A 15114-nucleotide genomic window follows, 5' to 3' on the forward strand; every position below is an offset into this window, starting at 1 on the left:
GATTATTAGCGAAGATGCGGATCAAATTCAAGCGGTGAGTGCGATTCGAATGGCTCGGGAAAGGGTCAACGATTGCTGTCTTTTAGAAATTTGCGGTCAGACAGAGAGAATGTTTGTCCACAAAGTCGTCACCTTAATCACGGGCTATCGACCAGTTCGCAAAGTCAGGAAGAGGTCGCCTTCGAATGCAACGTGGTCGGATTCATCTCCCGCCTCGGAGGACGGATCCGAAACAGGAGCGCGTAGAGAACGGGCACTGCCACCATTGTCAAGACCGAAGCAAAGGCAAGGCCGCCCATGATGGTCACAGCCATCGAGGCGAAGAAGGCATCCGGCAGGAGCGGAACCATGCCGAAAATCGTCGTGCCGGCCGCGAGCACCACTGGGCGCAGACGGCTGACCGATCCATTCATCACGGCCTCGTAGTCCGCAACACCATCTGCACGTTGCAGGTCGATCTCTTCGACCAGAACGATGGCGTTTTTCATCAGCATGCCCGAAAGCGACAGGAAGCCGAGCAGGGCGGTGAAGGTGAAGGGCAGTCCGGTGAACAGGAGCCCCAAGACCATGCCCGTCACGGACATAGGCACGACGAGCCACAGTATGAGCGGCTGGCGAACTTTGTTGAACATCAAAATCGAGATCGTCAGCATGACGAGAAAGCCCAAGGGAAGCTGTTTGCCAAGGCTTGCCTGAGCATCCTTGGCGCTTTCGTACTCGCCGCCCCATTCCATCGAATAATCATCGGGAAGCGGGAGGGCCTCGATTTGTGTCCGGACACTTCGGAAGGCTTCGTCGGCGGTCAGGTCGCCGCGTGCGCCGCCGAGGGCGGTGATCGTTCGTTCACGGTTGCGCCGGTGAATGAGTGCCTCGACGAGTCGTGGCTCGAACCGCTCGGCAAGGTTGGCCATCGGAACGTATGATCCTCCCCCATCGGACCAAACCGACAGGTCAAGAAGACGGTCGACACCGTCGCGGTCACTCTCGGGAAGACGGAGATGGATTGGGATGACCGTGTCGTCCTCGCGCAGCTCGCCTACACGCAGGCCGGACGTTCCGTAGCGAATGGTATCCGCGATCGCGCTTCGTGTCGCGCCAGCAATGCGCATGCGTGACTCGTCAACAATGGGTTCGACAAGGATCTCTCGCTGTCGCCAATCGGTACGCGGATTGGTGATTGTCCCTGCTTTCTCGAAAATCCTGGTGGCATCGTCCGCGAGCTGGCGCAGGATGACAGGATCTGGTCCCGAAAAGCGGACTGCCACATCGGCGCCGGCGGGCGGACCGAACACGATTTCTTCGACGCGGACCAAGGCGTGGGGGAATTCGGCGGGCAGATCCCGGTTGAGCCGCCTCGCGATGGACGTGATAGCCTCGGCGTCGGCAACTCGAACGATAAGCTGACCGTAGCTCGGATCCGACTGCTCGGGATTATAGGTCAGCATGAAGCGGCTCGCCCCTCTCCCGACGAGGGCGGTCAGGTCCGTCACGCCGTCCTCGTCCAGAAGCATCTGCTCCAGCCGCCGCATTTCAGTGTCGGTGACGTTGATGTCGGTTCCTTGCGGCATCTGGAACTCGACATAGAAGATCGGTGTGTTCGAAGCGGGAAAGAAGGCCTGCTTGACCTGCCCGAAGGCCATGACGGACCAGACGGTCACCCCCACAATCGTCAGGACGACCAGCACACGGGTTCGCAGCGCCAGCCACAGAAACGCGCGGTAAAGCCCGTAGAATGCGCCCTTGTAAGGATCGGTCGACGTGTCCTTCGGCGCTCGGAGCAGCAGCTTGCCGAGGTAGGGCGCAACCGTAACGGCAAGCGCCCAGCTCATCAGCAGCGAGATCGCAATCACCGCAAAGAGCGAGAACAGAAACTCGCCCGTCGCATCCGGCGACAGGCCAATTCCGGAAAAGGCCATGATCCCGATCACGGTCGCACCGAGCAGCGGGATCGACGTCGCGCTTTCCGTTTCTGCCGCCGCCTCCTCTGCGGATTTGCCGCGCGCCATGCCGATCACCATCCCTTCGGTAATGACGATGGCGTTGTCGACGAGCATTCCCATCGCGATGATCAGCGCACCGAGGCTGATCCGTTCCATCGCGATCCCGAAGATCGACATGAAGAACAGCGTCGAGAAGACGGTCAGCCCGAGCGTCGCGCCAACCACGAGCCCTGCGCGCCAGCCCATGGTCAGCATCAGCGCCGCGATGACGATGGTGACCGATTGTCCGAGGCTGACGAGAAAGCTTGAAACCGCTTCATCCACGACGACGTGCTGTTCGTAGATCGGAATGATCTCAGCGCCTTCCGGAAGCTCCGCCTCGAGGCGCTCCAGCCGTGCCGACACCGCCTCGCCGACTTCGACCACGTTTCGGTCCGTTAACGCCGAAACGCCGAGGGTGAAGGCTGGGGCGCCGTTTTGCCGGATGATCTGGCTGGGCTGTTCGGCCGACTCACGGGTCACGCGGGCGATGTCATGGACCGCGACCTGGCCGACGTTTCCGGCCGTGCCCAGCCGCAGCGACTCTATACCTTCGGGACTTACATAGCCTGGCGGAACCGATAGGCCGATTCGGGCGGGGCCCTCGGTGATCTCGCCGTTCAAGAACACCTGGTTCTCGTCCGCCAGAATACCCAGGATTTGGTTCGGCGGAAGGCCCAGTTCGGTGAGCCGTGCGGACGGGATCGAGATGTTGATCACCTCTTCGGCAAGGCCCTGAACCTCGACTTTCGCGACGCCATCGACAGTGACCAGCCCGAGCCGCAGGGTCTTGGCCAGGTCGCGCTGTTCCTTCGGGCTCAAACCTTCCGTCGTCACCGCATAGAACATGCCATAGACGTCGCCAAAATCGTCGTTGATGATCGGCGGGCGGGCGCCCGCGGGCAAGTCCCCCTCCACGTCGCGGATGCGGCGGCGCATCTCGTCCCAGACCTGCGGGATTTCGTCCGGCCCATAGGTCATCTCGATCTCGAAAGTGATCTGGGCCATGCCCGGCATGGACTTGGACTCCACCCGGTCAAGCTGCTTCATCTGCTGCAACGCATTCTCAACGACGTCGGCGACCTCCTCTTCAACCTCTACGGCCGTAGCGCCGGGATAGGCCACGAAGACAAGCGCCGTCTTGAGGGTGAAGCTGGGGTCTTCGAGGCGGCCGACCGTATTGAGGCCCCAATAGCCGCCAACGAGGCAGAAGATGATGGCGAGCCAAACCGCCACCGGACGCCGGATGCTTGCGCGCGATATGCTGAGTGCCATAGATCCTTTTCCGCCTATCCCAGGAGCACGGGGTCAGAGTCCCGAGACTGCCACCGTCTGGTTTTCTCTAAGCCGCCACCAGCCGCCGGATACGACCACTTCGTCACCTTGGAGGCCTTTCAGAATGGCGATCTCGTCGTCCATCGGAAGGCCCAGACGAACCGTTTTGCGGGCGACCTGGCCAGACGCTTCCTCGTAGATCCAAATGGACGGCTCGGTCCGGCTCGTCGTGTCCACCGCCGATACCGGAACGATGACGGAGTGCGGGCGATCTTCCTCCGCCGCGATCGAGATGCGCACATCCGCCGTCATTCCCGGAAGCAGGCGTGGGTCGATCTTGCCCGTGATTGCGAATTCCACGTCGTAGGTCTGCGCCATGGGATCCACATCCGTGGCGAAGGACCGCAGCACCAGCGGCGCCGTGTAGCCCGGCACCGCCGGGAAAGTCGCAACAACGTCGAAGGCGTCGGGGGACGCCCGCGCGATGGCGGCCAGTTCCTCGGGCAGCGAGATCACGATCCGCATCTCGCTGATATCCTGGAGCCGCAAGACCGGCGCGGCCGAGGTGACGTTGACATACACTTCGATGAAGGCGCGTGCGACAATCGCATCGAAGGGCGCGACGAGCTCGGTTTGTTCGAGGCGCCGCTCGGCCTCGCGAAGCGCAGCGTCTGCCTGTGCCAACTGAGCGCGTGCAGTGTCGAGACGGGCGTCGGCCGCGACTCCCCGTTCGGCGAGACTCGACGCGCGTTCGAATTCGGACTCCGCAAGCTCGAAGGACGCCTGAGTCCGAACGACCGTGAGTTCGAAATCGACCTGATCGAGCTTGGCGATCACCTCGCCCTCGCGTATCCTGTCGCCCGGTTCGACGTGAAGTTGAATAATCTGTCCCGGCACCTGAAACGCAATATCCACCGTGCGGGCGGGCTCGACGCGGCCGGCAACAGTGCGGGACCGATTGACAGCCCGGGTGAGTGCTCGGGTTACCTCTACCACGACCGGTTGGTCGAGTTCGGGCGCGACCGCCGCTTCGGCAGTTTCATTGGTATCTTTCCTCGCTTGGGCCAACACATCGCTCAGAGGCGCCGGAAGGAACGGAATGGCCAGAGCCGCCGCGACTGCGCCCGCAAGCACGGAAGCGACCCGTTTCCAACTTCGCTTTCTATTCGAGTTCATCGATCATGGTCCTCAAGCGTTCGATGGCGCGATCTCTGAGATCTGCGCCGCCGTCGGGAAGATTCAGGAGTTTCTGGAACCGCAGTCCCTGGATTGCCAGGACAGCGACCATAGCACCCGGAGCGTCTTGCGTCTCGGACACGATACGTTCAAGGTCGTCGGCCAGTTCAACTCGTAGCGGATCGAGCAACGGCGGGTCCAATGCGGCAGCCGCAAGAATGGCCATAGACAGGTCATCGGTAACGCCTTCGGACTGCAGTGCCGTTTCGAGATGACCACGTAAAGTGCGTAGCGGGTGCTGCTCCGGCACACTTCCCAGCAGATCCCGATGTTCGGCCAACATCTGATCCAACAGCCCGGAAAGCAGGGCTTTCTTCGTCGGGAAATTGTAAAGCAAGCCACCCTTGCTGAGGCCTGACTCTTTTGCGACCGCGTCGATCGTGATCCTTCCCGCTCCCTCACGCGCGGCTATCGCACGCGCCGCAGAAAGTATCCTGCGGGACGCATTTCTGGATTCTGCAAGGGGCATGTGCTCACTCAAAACTGTACCGTCCGGTCGGTTCACGTTGACTTTCAGGTAGTCTGGGGTTCCATCAAGGTCAAGCGTTCAATCGAATCCGACCCGGGTGGCTCACCATGACGCCCGCAGACCATGCGAAGCCAAGCGGTTGAGCGCCCCCGCTCTACAAGTTATTTCGTCCGGCATAGATCCTCAGAAACGCGTCAGCCGCCCTCTTTGAGTGCTCAGATGCATCGACGGGCTGGTCGACGGCCAGCAAGCGCGGCATGATAACGCCGGCGATTGACAGATGAATAAACTGACTGGCGGCGCCTTGAATGTCTTGCACGTTCAGTGATTTTGCCTCGTGCAAGCGTTCGAGTATTTGCGCGACTGTCCTGATGGCGCGTGTTGGGCCTGAGCCCATGTATATTTCGCCTGCCTCCGGCAGAACCGAGGCCGCGCCGATGCAAACACGCAGGAGGCGAATATAGTCATCATCCATGACCAGCCCGATCATCCGCTGCGAGAGTTCTTCCAGCACGCTCCGCGCATCGTTCTGGCTTGAAAGCGGACGGCAGATTTCCATTGAAAGGCTGTCGCACTCAGCTTGCAAGACGCTTAAAAAGAGTTTGTCCTTACTTGGGAAATGCGCATAGAGGGTTGCCTTCGACACCTTGGCTTCTTCGGCGATCGCATCGACGCTTGCACCTTCGAAGCCGAACTTCAAGAAGACCTCTCTGGCTCCTTTCAGAACATCGGCCACTTTACTCTCCCTCATATCGATCACCTGATTCCAATACGTGATACCGAACGCATAGCTCCACCTGTCTGGCCGCGCTTAACGGCATCCGGCGTTTCCATCACCTGTCTTCGGCAAAAAACGAGCTTTCGCTGTGCAACTCATACACACAATCGGGTACACACAATCGGGGCGACGCGACCTCGCCGAAAGCTTTCTCACCCGGATGTTCTTTGGGCCGGCGCAGTCAAACAGCGCCCACGTCATCGTCATCAAAGACCCCCTCAGCCATCCACCTGTTCGCGATTTCCCCCAGTGCGTCCAGAACGTTTCGAAGGTCGTCGCCGCGCGGCGTCAGGCCATAGGTCACCGCAGGCGGAATAGTCTCCGCCTGTTCCCGCCAGATGACCCCGGCACATTGCAGCATTCGCAGACGCTCGGTCAGCATTCGGGTCGATATCCCGGGCACGGCGCGCTTCAGCGCCCCGAACCTTTGCGGCCCCTGATCGCTCAGGACCCAGATGATGTAGGTCGTCCACGGTCCCATGAGCAGACGCAAGATCGAGTCCATCGGGCACTGTGGCGGAGTTTTGGGCATCGCTGTGCACTCGCTTACCGGGTGGTTACTTTTCTGTTCCTACTTTAGTTTTCGCTACAAATCAACTATTCCACCTCCTGCAAAAGGCACTCGGGGTTTCCCCGCGAACCGGGAAGGACAATCGGACATGGCCCGCCAGCCCACGCTCTTCATTCCCCATGGCGGCGGCCCCTGCTTCTTCATGGACTGGAACCCGCCGGATGAATGGGACCGGCACCGGCAGTTCCTGCAGGATCTGCCGGGCACGCTGCCTGAGCGCCCCGGGGCACTCTTGGTGATCTCGGGTCATTGGGAAGAGCCCGCCGTCACCGTGCAGACCAACCCCGCGCCTCCGCTTCTGTTCGACTATGGCGGTTTCCCGCCCCATACCTACGAGTTGAGCTGGCCCGCCCCCGGCGATCCGGCGCTGGCGGACCGCATCCATGACCTGATCCGCGCCGCCGGTCTCCCGGCCGCGAAGGACGCCGTGCGCGGGTTCGATCACGGCGCCTTCGTGCCGCTCAAGGTCGCCTTTCCCGAGGCCGACATTCCCTGTGTCCAGCTCTCGCTTGCCCGCGATCTCGACCCCGGGCGCCATATCGCCCTCGGTCGGGCGCTGGAACCGCTGCGCGACGAGGGCGTGCTGATCCTGGGCAGCGGCAACACCTATCACAACATGGCTGCAATGATGCAGAGCCTGCGCGGCAGGCCACGCGGCCCCATCGCCGGCAAGGCGTTCGATGCCTGGCTGACCGATGCGGTGACCTGCCCCGATCCCGATGAACGCAACCGCAGGCTCGCGCGCTGGTCGGAGGCGCCGGGCGGCCGCGATGCACATCCGCGCGAAGAGCACCTGATCCCGTTGCATGTCGTGGCGGGCGCGGCGGGCACCGATATCGGCCGGAAGACCTTCGAAGACCACGTTCTTGGCGCCGTCGAAAGCGCCTTTCGCTTCAGTTGAACAGAAACTCAGGAAAGGAACACAACGCCATGTCCAATTCCATCAAGGGCCCCTTCATCGTGACCGGCGCATGCGGTCAACTCGGCAGCCACGTTATTGAGAACCTGCTGGCGCAAGGGGCCGAACCCCTCGTCGCGATGACCCGCAAGCCGCAAAAGCTCGAGTCGCTTCGGGCGCGAGGGGTCGACGTCAGGGCGGGTGATTTCAATGACCCGGCCACGCTTGGCGCGGCCTTCGCCGGCGGCGGGCGGCTGCTGATCATCTCGACGGACGACCTTGAGCCGGGCAAACGGCTCGCCGCGCATCGCAACGCGATCGCGGCCGCCAGGGAGGCCGGCGTGTCACATATCGTCTATACCTCGCTCACCAATCCCGATGAAGACAACCCGATCGGATTCGCCGTGGATCACCGCGAGACCGAGGCGCTGATCAAGGCGACCGGGGTCCCCTACACGATCCTGCGCAATTGCCTTTACGCCGATCTCCTGCTGTCAAGTGGGCAGCAGGCGATCGGTGCGGGGGCGCTCTACGCTGCGGCGGGCGACGGCAAGGCGGGCTATGTCACGCGCGCCGATTGCGCGCGCGCCGCCGCTGCCGCCCTGCTGACCGAGACCGGATCGAGCGTGCGCGACATCACCGGGCCCTCAGCCGTCGGCCAGGCCGAGATCGCCACGATCCTGTCCGAGGTTGCCGGGAAAGAAATTCCCTACGCCCCAATCACGCGCGACGCCTTGGTGGCCGCGATGGTCAGGAATGGCCTGCCGGAGTTCATGGCGGATGTCTTCTCGTCCTTCGACGTCGCCATCGCCAGGGGAAATCTTGACGTCGTCTCGGACGACGTTGAAAAGCTCACCGGACAAAAGCCACAATCGGTCCGGGATTTCCTGCTGGCAAACAAACCCACTTTGGCCGGGCAGGCACAAACGACACCAAAGGAGGCCTAGTCATGCTGAAGATACCGCCGCGCGAGGGGCATAGGCCCGTTACCACGCCTTGCGCCCCGCATACGCAAATCAGTCAGAACCCGGATGCCGAGACGTTTCGGGCATTCAGGGACAGGGCCTTCGATTTCCCCTTTGTCATCCGCAAGCCTTCGATGATCTCGGTTCCGGGGGCCGAGGCACTCTGCCTCGAACACGGGCACGAATGCGAGTGCCGCGAGGCGTTCATGATCGGGAGGGAATTTGCCCACGTCCACCCGCCGCAGGACGGCAGCCTGCACATGATGCTGCCCGAGGATGCGGTGCCGAGGATCGTGGATCTGGGCTGGGCCGAACCACACCCGATGGCGGCGGCGGGGATGATTCCACCTACAGCGGTAATGGTCTACGCCCCAAGGGACAGCGCCGAGATCGAAACTGTTCTCGATCTGCTGCGGCTTTCCTATAACTTTGCTCGCGGAAAACTCGAACGGGTCAACAGCATCGTTCTCTGACGGGATCGACCGATCCAGAGAGCTTCCCCGGTGGCCTCCGGCGCGACTTCTCTTCAGACGGCGGCCCTTCATCCCGACTGGATACGAGGAACGGTCTGCCGCCTTACATACAAACCTGGTGTCGCTGCACCCTAATTAATCAGAATCTGCGGATTGGACGCCTTTTCGACGGCTTCTGTACCCTTAATTACAATATATCCACAGGGCCCTGCGGGTTTCGGTAAATCCCGGACAGGGATTTCGGTAAATCCCGGACAGTTCCGGGAGGGCTCGGACACGGTTGATCATCGCCTGCGATGTTACGGCATTCTGCCGGTCTTGAACAAGGCCGGGGGGACCATTTCTGGCGGGCCACCTTTGCGCCCTCGCGTGCCTTCGCAACTTCGCGGGCATCCATCGCATCCAGACGACGCTGAACTGTCCGTCGTGTCGGCGGCTGCAAGCCCTGTTGCCAGCACGCGCTGCGGATTTCTGTCACGACGCGCGAAAGGCTCGAACGCTCCCGCCTCAAGAAATAACGGCGAAGATGTTCTTCAATCACCGCTTCGACCTTGCTGGATATCAAGGTCGTACCGGCCGGGCGGCCCCGTTTCCGCGGAGCCGGGGCACTGGTGCGCCCACCCTCTTCCGCCAGCCGCTTTATCCAACGCCAGATCGTCGCCCTGCTGACACCAAGCTCCCAAACGGCGTCATTGATGTTACTTTCCAGACTGCCAGTCCCATTGAGATATGCCTGAACAACCGGACGCAGCACGACGGCCCTGCGCGCCTCTTCAGCTCCATCGGCAACTGACTCTTCGTCATCATTGTTCATCGACATTTGCCGCAAAAACCTGTGAACCCTGTCTCAGGTTTAAGGGCAAAAATATCGGAGTTAAGGACAAAATCTCACATTTAAGGGCAAAGGATAGCCGTTGATTTCGTTGGATTTCTCATCTCACAATTAAGGGCTACGCGACACCCGCGTCAGCTGGGCTTCGTCGGCATCCGCCCCCGCCCGGATCACGATGTCGCCCACGACAATCTCCAGATCGGATGCGGGACGCGCCGTCGCCGCATCCACCGCGCTGTCGTTGACCGTCAGTTCCGCGAACATCGCAAGCGTCGCCACGCTCTCGGGCAGCACCAGGTTGCCTTTGCGTATCTGCTTGCGCCAGTCGTAGATCTGCCAGCGCGTGGTGCCGTGCTTGCGCGCGACATCGGCCACCCTCACTCCGAGCATCATGCTCTCCGCCGCGATCCGCGCCCGATCAGCCTTCGTGCGCCGCCGCCGGCCACTTGGCCCCTCGATCACCGCGAGCGGGGAAACCGCAACACCCCTTGAGCCGTCCAATTGGACGCCCATTTTGCCGTCTCTTTCCAAGATCCAAACCCTCCGTCACGCACATGCGCGCAGAATGGCCGGATCAGCTCAGAAATGGCAGGAGGTGGTCGGCGTCGCGTTTACGAAAATGTCGGCAGTGAGCCCAAAGTGATCGTGCTTCGCGGTGGCAGCGAAGCACCCCTTGGCACGTGGGGTCGCATAAGTCACGCTTGAACGCGTCCTAGAGCTGACACGTGTTCTTCGATCCGATCAGCGTTCAAAGGCCCTCCGTGGCCAAGGTAAAAGGTCGTGCACCCTCGCTGCAACAAGAGCTCCAATGAGGTTGCCACCGCCAAGTGGTCTTCTTCAAAAGGGGGGCGCTTGGGCTTACTTCGCAATACAATACCACCGAGCAGCACGCCAGAGGCTGCCAAATCTCCCGCAATGACGCGGTCATTTTCCAACAGCACCGAAACCGATCCCCGCGTGTGGCCAGGAGTGTGGATGATTTTCAGTGGAAACCCGCGATCCTCCAGGCCCATCTCCCCAGCCGTCATGATCTCATCCGGTTTGAAATAGGGAAACGGTCTTTCGATCGCCCCGGTCTTTTGGAATGTCCACCCAAACGGACCCGTTGCTGCGAGTTTGGGGGGCTGACCAGAACAGTATGGAACTTCAAGTGCATGGGCCCAAATAGGAGCAGAGGTCAAAGCCTTTATCGCGACGGCAGATCCGGCATGATCGATATGCGCATGCGTCAGAACAATCAATTTCACATTGGACCAACTCAGGCCAAGTTTCTTCAACGTCTTGAATATCTTTGCTTCGGACTTGGGTAGCCCCGTATCCACAAGAATGGCATCGTCTCCATGTACGATGAGGAAAGAATTAAGCATCCCGAAAGGCAGAATTGGGATAGTCTCAATTTGGATCTTGGTCATGAGCGCGTTCCGCTGTTGCTAAGGTCAAACAACACTGCCTCGAATCGCACCGCCGCGAAATTGGGCACCTTTTTGTAACCGGAGATCAGAGATGAAAGACGCAATTGCGACGACCCGCCCCTGGGCTGACCCGGTGACCGGGCAATGTCCGGTGGCAGATACTTTGAGTATTTTGGGCGGAAAGCATGGGGCAAAAATCCTTCATTGCCTCACCGCAGGAGAGCGGCACTTTCTTGAGCTTTAGCGGGAGATGGATGGCGTCAGCCGAAAGGTGCTGCGGGCCCAGTTGAAAGAGTTCGAAGAGAGCGGGCTGGTTGCGCGCACCCCCAAAGGTGACGCGCGTCAACGTGTCGGTTACGCCCTGACGCGCAAAGGATCCGCGCTTGGTGATATCCTCGGACAACTCTACGACTGGCAACAGACTTTCGATTGAGGGGTTTCCACGCGGCTCCCTGTGCTGTCTTGGCTGCCACAGCAGTGCTTGAGTTCTGTATGATCAATGTCCGCTTCTCCAATCGGGCGTTTGGGTCAAGTTCATTTCATGGTTTCGTTTCCGTCCTTCGGGATCGGGTCTCTCATCCGGGTCACGCTTCTCTTCGCAGTCATTATTGGCCCGGTTCAGTTGGGCCGCTGCATGCATGTGTCGGATTGGACGTAGAGCGCCCCGCTTCGTCTCGCGCTTGGATTGTCGCAGCAGACATATTCGGCGTCATCTACAGACCTCGTCCGGTGAGGGACGATCCCGTCGTTGAGCTTTGGATGGCTGTCAGGTCATAGCGCCCTCCAAAGGCCGGTGACGGAACTCGGTGTTGTCGGCCCACATGCGGCGCATGATGACGGCCAGTTTGCGGGCGACGGCAACGACGGCCCGGCGGCGACCTTTGCGACGCATCGGCCGAAGGGAGACTGTCCGCTATTTTGTGCTCTGACGTTGTTTGTCAGGCCATCGGGAAGCGGTCTTCGAACATGATGGCGCGCCTCCATGCAAACGACATCGAAGCCAGCCTTGCGAAGTCCGAAGTAGAGATGCTGGCTCATCGCGCCAGACTCAAAGCCGATCCGGCACTGCCCCTCCGGCATATCGCGCAGGCAGTCCACGATATCTTCTATCTCGCACACAACAAAACGTTCGAAGACGTGCTTGCCATCGGCATCAACCACGCAGACGGCCACCTACCGCAGTGAGAGGTGGTTCGGTTGATCTGAACAGGTTCTGGGCGTTTTCTAAGTGGATTTCCGCCTCGTTTATGCCGCCGCAGCTTGGGGTGTCGGCTGGTTGAAGTAGGCCTGATCGGGCGTTTTCCCGTCAAGCGATGAATGAGGTCGACGGCTGTTGTAGAAGCCGAGATAACGGCCGATTCCGGCGCGAGCTTCCGAGACGCTGGCATAGGCCCGCAAATAGACTTCCTCGTATTTGATGGTCCGCCAGAGGCGCTCGACAAAGACGTTGTCCCGCCAAGCGCCCTTGCCATCCATGCTGATTGTCGCGTTGCCCTTAAATCTGAGACACGACGCGTTCGGGGATATTTTTGCTCTTAATTATGAGATTCGACTGCCATCGCGCCTATGCTTTTCGCGCGCTGCCGGGCGATGTGATCAACCGCAGCAAGCAGACGTGGCTCCGTCTCGAAGGCGCGCAAGAGAGCAACCCTTGCATAGTCGTCGATGCGGGAGCTCGAGATGGTGTCAACGCCGCGTTAAGAATCCCCAGAAGTGCCGAAGTAAATTTCCCCACTTGCACGGGTCCGGTGATCAGCCGGTGTCAGTGATCTGCAGCTCCGTTTTTGGTGTTGGGCGGTCGCCCGCGCCGCTTTGGCGGCGGTGGTGGGGTGATTGGGGCGTTGGCGCGGATATGCTCGGGGATGAGGTCAGCATGGCTGCGTAACCGGTAGCTGGCGCCCTCGATCTGGATGACCACGGCGTGGTGCAGGAGCCGGTCGAGCAGTGCGGTCGCGACGACCGGATCGCCGAAGACCTCACCCCATTCCGCGAAGCCGCGGTTCGAGGTGAGGATCATGGCCCCCTTTTCGTAGCGGGCGTTGACGAGTTGGAAGAACAGGTTGGCGCCGCCGGTTGTGATCGGAAGGTAGCCGATCTCATCGACAATCAGCAGGGAGGCCCGGGTATAGAAGCGGATCTTCTCGGCCAGCCGGCCCTCACGTTCGGCCTGACTCAGCGCCGTGATCAGTTCGGCCAGGGTTGCGCGGTAAACGCTTCTTCCAGCCTTCACGGCTGCGACGCCAAGGGCTGTGGCCAAGTGCGACTTGCCGGTGCCCGGTGGCCCGAGGAAGTGGACGACCTCGGCCCGCCGGATGAAGTCGAGTTGGGCCAGAGCCGCGATCCGTTCGCGGTCGAGCGACGGCTGGAAGCTGAAGTCGAAGCCTTCGAGCGTCTTTGCAGGCAGGAGCTTGGCGGTACGCAGGGCGACGTCGATGCGGCGCGTCTCCCGTGTCGCGTATTCCTCGCTCAGGAGCGTGTCGATGGCCTCGATCGCGGTGATCTCGCCTTTCTCCAGTTGCTGCAGCGTGTGATCGAGGGCTTCGAGCGCGCGCGGCATCTTCAGCCCGACCAGAGCGCCGTGGATCCGATCCAGAAGATCGCTCATGACCGTGCCCCCTCGGCCGCCAGACGCTGTCCAACCGCACCGTAGAACTCTAGCGGCCGCCGCAGCCCCTGCGCGGACCGCGACAGGGCTGGTCTCGGTGGCGGTGCCTTGCGATGTGCGGGATCGACACGACGCCGGGCCTTGCCTTCCAGCACCGGATGGCGGGCGATCAGTTGGCCATCCTCGTAGATCCGCAGCTCGATGGCGTGATGCTGAACCTCGAGCGTCCGGCGCCGAGTGGTGTCCGGGACGGAGTAGAAGTTGCCACCAACCGCGATCATCCCGTCCTTACTCACCCGGCGCTCCACCGACAGCACCGCGCTGTAGGGGATCGCCGGGAGCGGCTTCAGATGGGGTGCTTCCTCGGCGAAGGCGTCATCCACCACGCGCCTGGTGGTGGCGTGAACGCGTGGATTGGCAACTCCGGTCCGCCAGGCGTCGAACTGGGCGTTGAGATCGTCCATGTTCCGAAACGTCCGGGCCAGGAAGAAGTCCTGCCGGATATAGCGGAACGGTCGCTCGACCTTGCCCTTGGTCTTGGCCCGATACGGCTGGCAGGCGCGCGGCACCGCGCCATAATGATTCAGCAGCGCCACCAGGGAGGCGTTGTAGGTCACCACCCCGGCCTCGTCCTCGCTGATCACGGCGGTCTTCATCCGGTCATAGAGGATTTCCTCGGGCACGCCGCCCATGTCCGAGAAGGCCGCGATATGACAACGCAGAACCGATTGCAGGTTCTGGCTGGCAACGAACCGGCCCCAGAGCCAGCGGCTGTGCCCGAGCACCATCGAGAACAGCCAGACCTTGCGGACGATGCCGGGCTCATCGGTGAACTCAACCGTGAACTCGGCAAAATCGACCTGGGCCTGCTGGCCCGGCGGGGTTTCGAACCGGCGCTCGAACTGCACCTGCCTGGGCGGGCGCACCTCGCGCAGGAAGTCCGTCACTGCGGTGTAGCCGCCGTCATAGCCCAACTCCCGGATCTCGCGCAGCAGGCGCGCCCCGCTGAGATCGGGAAAGGTCTGAACGCGCTCCTGCAGGTATTGCTCGTAGGGCTCGATCACACGCGCCCGCGGCTGGCGCGGGCCGTAGACCGGCGCCTCAAGCCCACGGTCGAGATACTTCCGCACGGTCTTCCGGTCAGAACCAACCTTCCGCGCGATCGCGGATATGCTCAGACCCTGCTTCTTCAAATCATGGATCAAAACGATCTCCCTCAGTCCTTTCACCTGCGGTCTATGACGCGGTACACGACACCGAGGAAATGGGATCGCGGTTCGATACGATCCCTGTTCCCAGATGGGCGTATGACGAGGATTTCGCGACGCTCCTCGATAGTCTTGAGACCAGCATGCCTCTCGCCCGAGCCTCGGACCTGTCGCGACCATCACTGGCTGAGATCATCCATGAATTGTCAGAGGGCTTGATCGGAGAGGTCGTCGATATCGTGAGCAACGCGGCTATCAACGCGATAAGGACCGGCGAGGAACACATTTCCGAAGCGACCATCACCACTCTTGGTTACACGCCCCTGTCGAAACGCCGGAATGCGCCTCTGCGCCGCGAAATGATGTGACCCAGGCTACATCCGAGATCACAGTCACACCTGCGCGCGACTACG

16 protein-coding genes and 2 pseudogenes are annotated in these 15114 nt (G+C 61.1%); 6 read left to right on the top strand and 12 right to left on the bottom strand.

Annotation, left to right across the window (positions count from 1 at the left end; genetic code table 11):
• Positions 1–164: 164 nt before the first annotated feature.
• The 5 genes from J7416_RS18545 to J7416_RS18565 all read right to left on the bottom strand — a co-directional run bounded on the left by J7416_RS18545 (position 165) and on the right by J7416_RS18565 (position 6269).
• Entirely contained in the window at positions 165–3254 is a 3090-nt protein-coding gene (locus J7416_RS18545) for an efflux RND transporter permease subunit (protein ID WP_209226934.1), read from the bottom strand.
• Positions 3255–3287: 33 nt separating this feature from the next.
• Positions 3288–4430: an efflux RND transporter periplasmic adaptor subunit gene (locus J7416_RS18550; RefSeq protein WP_209226936.1), complete on the bottom strand. Its 1143-nt coding sequence runs from the start codon at positions 4428–4430 to the stop codon at positions 3288–3290.
• Positions 4417–4959, bottom strand: coding sequence for a TetR/AcrR family transcriptional regulator (locus J7416_RS18555; protein WP_209226937.1), 543 nt, complete (start codon positions 4957–4959; stop codon positions 4417–4419). The genes J7416_RS18550 and J7416_RS18555 overlap by 14 nt, the downstream gene beginning before the upstream one ends.
• A gap of 154 nt (positions 4960–5113) precedes the next feature.
• Positions 5114–5695 carry a TetR/AcrR family transcriptional regulator gene (locus J7416_RS18560; protein WP_342344583.1) on the bottom strand — a complete coding sequence of 194 codons (582 nt, stop codon included), beginning with the start codon at positions 5693–5695 and terminating at the stop codon, positions 5114–5116.
• 223 nt (positions 5696–5918) lie between these two features.
• Positions 5919–6269 carry a helix-turn-helix domain-containing protein gene (locus tag J7416_RS18565; RefSeq protein ID WP_247744378.1) on the bottom strand — a complete coding sequence of 117 codons (351 nt, stop codon included), beginning with the start codon at positions 6267–6269 and terminating at the stop codon, positions 5919–5921.
• Between the two features lie 127 nt (positions 6270–6396).
• Between J7416_RS18565 and J7416_RS18570 the strand changes: the two genes are divergently transcribed.
• From J7416_RS18570 to J7416_RS18580, 3 genes are read left to right on the top strand one after another with little or no spacing between them, the layout of a single operon-like run.
• Positions 6397–7209: a class III extradiol ring-cleavage dioxygenase gene (locus J7416_RS18570; RefSeq protein WP_209226942.1), complete on the top strand. Its 813-nt coding sequence runs from the start codon at positions 6397–6399 to the stop codon at positions 7207–7209.
• A gap of 29 nt (positions 7210–7238) precedes the next feature.
• Positions 7239–8153, top strand: a complete 915-nt coding sequence (locus J7416_RS18575) for an NAD(P)H-binding protein (RefSeq protein ID WP_209226943.1) — start codon at positions 7239–7241, stop codon at positions 8151–8153.
• Positions 8154–8155: 2 nt separating this feature from the next.
• Entirely contained in the window at positions 8156–8644 is a 489-nt protein-coding gene (locus J7416_RS18580) for a luciferase family protein (protein ID WP_209226944.1), read from the top strand.
• A gap of 187 nt (positions 8645–8831) precedes the next feature.
• Here the strand turns inward: J7416_RS18580 and J7416_RS18585 are convergent, their stop codons facing one another.
• The 3 genes from J7416_RS18585 to J7416_RS18595 form a co-directional block, all read right to left on the bottom strand.
• Entirely contained in the window at positions 8832–9458 is a 627-nt protein-coding gene (locus tag J7416_RS18585; RefSeq protein WP_244867375.1) for a DNA-binding domain-containing protein, read from the bottom strand.
• 129 nt (positions 9459–9587) lie between these two features.
• Positions 9588–9989 (bottom strand): transposase, encoded by a 402-nt coding sequence (locus J7416_RS18590; RefSeq protein WP_209226947.1) that lies wholly within the window; start codon positions 9987–9989, stop codon positions 9588–9590.
• A gap of 182 nt (positions 9990–10171) precedes the next feature.
• Entirely contained in the window at positions 10172–10888 is a 717-nt protein-coding gene (locus J7416_RS18595; protein WP_209226948.1) for an MBL fold metallo-hydrolase, read from the bottom strand.
• Positions 10889–11138: 250 nt separating this feature from the next.
• Here J7416_RS18595 and J7416_RS18600 point away from each other — a divergent pair, with 250 nt between their 5' ends.
• On the top strand, positions 11139–11321 hold the full coding sequence (locus tag J7416_RS18600; protein WP_209226950.1) for a winged helix-turn-helix transcriptional regulator: 183 nt from the start codon (positions 11139–11141) through the stop codon (positions 11319–11321).
• Positions 11322–11654: 333 nt separating this feature from the next.
• On the opposite strand, the pseudogene J7416_RS22695 reads toward J7416_RS18600, so the two are convergent.
• Positions 11655–11789: pseudogene (locus tag J7416_RS22695) on the bottom strand (IS110 family transposase); the annotation flags it as partial.
• A gap of 65 nt (positions 11790–11854) precedes the next feature.
• Between J7416_RS22695 and J7416_RS18605 the strand changes: the two are divergent.
• Positions 11855–12073, top strand: a complete 219-nt coding sequence (locus J7416_RS18605) for a hypothetical protein (protein WP_209226951.1) — start codon at positions 11855–11857, stop codon at positions 12071–12073.
• Between the two features lie 60 nt (positions 12074–12133).
• Here the strand turns inward: J7416_RS18605 and J7416_RS18610 are convergent.
• The 3 genes and pseudogenes from J7416_RS18610 to istA all read right to left on the bottom strand — a co-directional run.
• Positions 12134–12370: pseudogene (locus J7416_RS18610) on the bottom strand (integrase core domain-containing protein); the annotation flags it as partial.
• Between the two features lie 280 nt (positions 12371–12650).
• Positions 12651–13493 (bottom strand): IS21-like element helper ATPase IstB, encoded by an 843-nt coding sequence (gene istB / locus J7416_RS18615; RefSeq protein WP_209226952.1) that lies wholly within the window; start codon positions 13491–13493, stop codon positions 12651–12653.
• Positions 13490–14722, bottom strand: a complete 1233-nt coding sequence (gene istA, locus J7416_RS18620) for an IS21 family transposase (protein ID WP_209226953.1) — start codon at positions 14720–14722, stop codon at positions 13490–13492. Before istA ends, istB begins: the two co-directional genes overlap by 4 nt.
• A 35-nt stretch (positions 14723–14757) precedes the next feature.
• Here istA and J7416_RS18625 point away from each other — a divergent pair, with 35 nt between their 5' ends.
• Positions 14758–15069, top strand: coding sequence for a hypothetical protein (locus J7416_RS18625; RefSeq protein WP_209226955.1), 312 nt, complete (start codon positions 14758–14760; stop codon positions 15067–15069).
• Positions 15070–15114 lie beyond the last annotated feature (45 nt).

It is taken from the genome of Ruegeria sp. R14_0, from assembly GCF_017743975.1.
Taxonomy (GTDB): domain Bacteria; phylum Pseudomonadota; class Alphaproteobacteria; order Rhodobacterales; family Rhodobacteraceae; genus Ruegeria.

Excerpts from the sequence above, each read along its gene's own strand:
- J7416_RS18545 (WP_209226934.1), bottom strand. The coding sequence starts at position 3,254 with ATGGCACTCAGCATATCGCGCGCAAGCATCCGGCGTCCGGTGGCGGTT.
- J7416_RS18550 (WP_209226936.1), bottom strand. The coding sequence starts at position 4,430 with ATGAACTCGAATAGAAAGCGAAGTTGGAAACGGGTCGCTTCCGTGCTT.
- J7416_RS18555 (WP_209226937.1), bottom strand. The coding sequence starts at position 4,959 with ATGCCCCTTGCAGAATCCAGAAATGCGTCCCGCAGGATACTTTCTGCG.
- J7416_RS18565 (WP_247744378.1), bottom strand. The coding sequence starts at position 6,269 with ATGCCCAAAACTCCGCCACAGTGCCCGATGGACTCGATCTTGCGTCTG.
- J7416_RS18570 (WP_209226942.1), top strand. The coding sequence starts at position 6,397 with ATGGCCCGCCAGCCCACGCTCTTCATTCCCCATGGCGGCGGCCCCTGC.
- J7416_RS18575 (WP_209226943.1), top strand. The coding sequence starts at position 7,239 with ATGTCCAATTCCATCAAGGGCCCCTTCATCGTGACCGGCGCATGCGGT.
- J7416_RS18580 (WP_209226944.1), top strand. The coding sequence starts at position 8,156 with ATGCTGAAGATACCGCCGCGCGAGGGGCATAGGCCCGTTACCACGCCT.
- J7416_RS18585 (WP_244867375.1), bottom strand. The coding sequence starts at position 9,458 with ATGAACAATGATGACGAAGAGTCAGTTGCCGATGGAGCTGAAGAGGCG.
- J7416_RS18590 (WP_209226947.1), bottom strand. The coding sequence starts at position 9,989 with ATGGGCGTCCAATTGGACGGCTCAAGGGGTGTTGCGGTTTCCCCGCTC.
- J7416_RS18595 (WP_209226948.1), bottom strand. The coding sequence starts at position 10,888 with ATGACCAAGATCCAAATTGAGACTATCCCAATTCTGCCTTTCGGGATG.
- J7416_RS18600 (WP_209226950.1), top strand. The coding sequence starts at position 11,139 with ATGGATGGCGTCAGCCGAAAGGTGCTGCGGGCCCAGTTGAAAGAGTTC.
- J7416_RS18605 (WP_209226951.1), top strand. The coding sequence starts at position 11,855 with ATGATGGCGCGCCTCCATGCAAACGACATCGAAGCCAGCCTTGCGAAG.
- istB (WP_209226952.1), bottom strand. The coding sequence starts at position 13,493 with ATGAGCGATCTTCTGGATCGGATCCACGGCGCTCTGGTCGGGCTGAAG.
- J7416_RS18625 (WP_209226955.1), top strand. The coding sequence starts at position 14,758 with ATGGGATCGCGGTTCGATACGATCCCTGTTCCCAGATGGGCGTATGAC.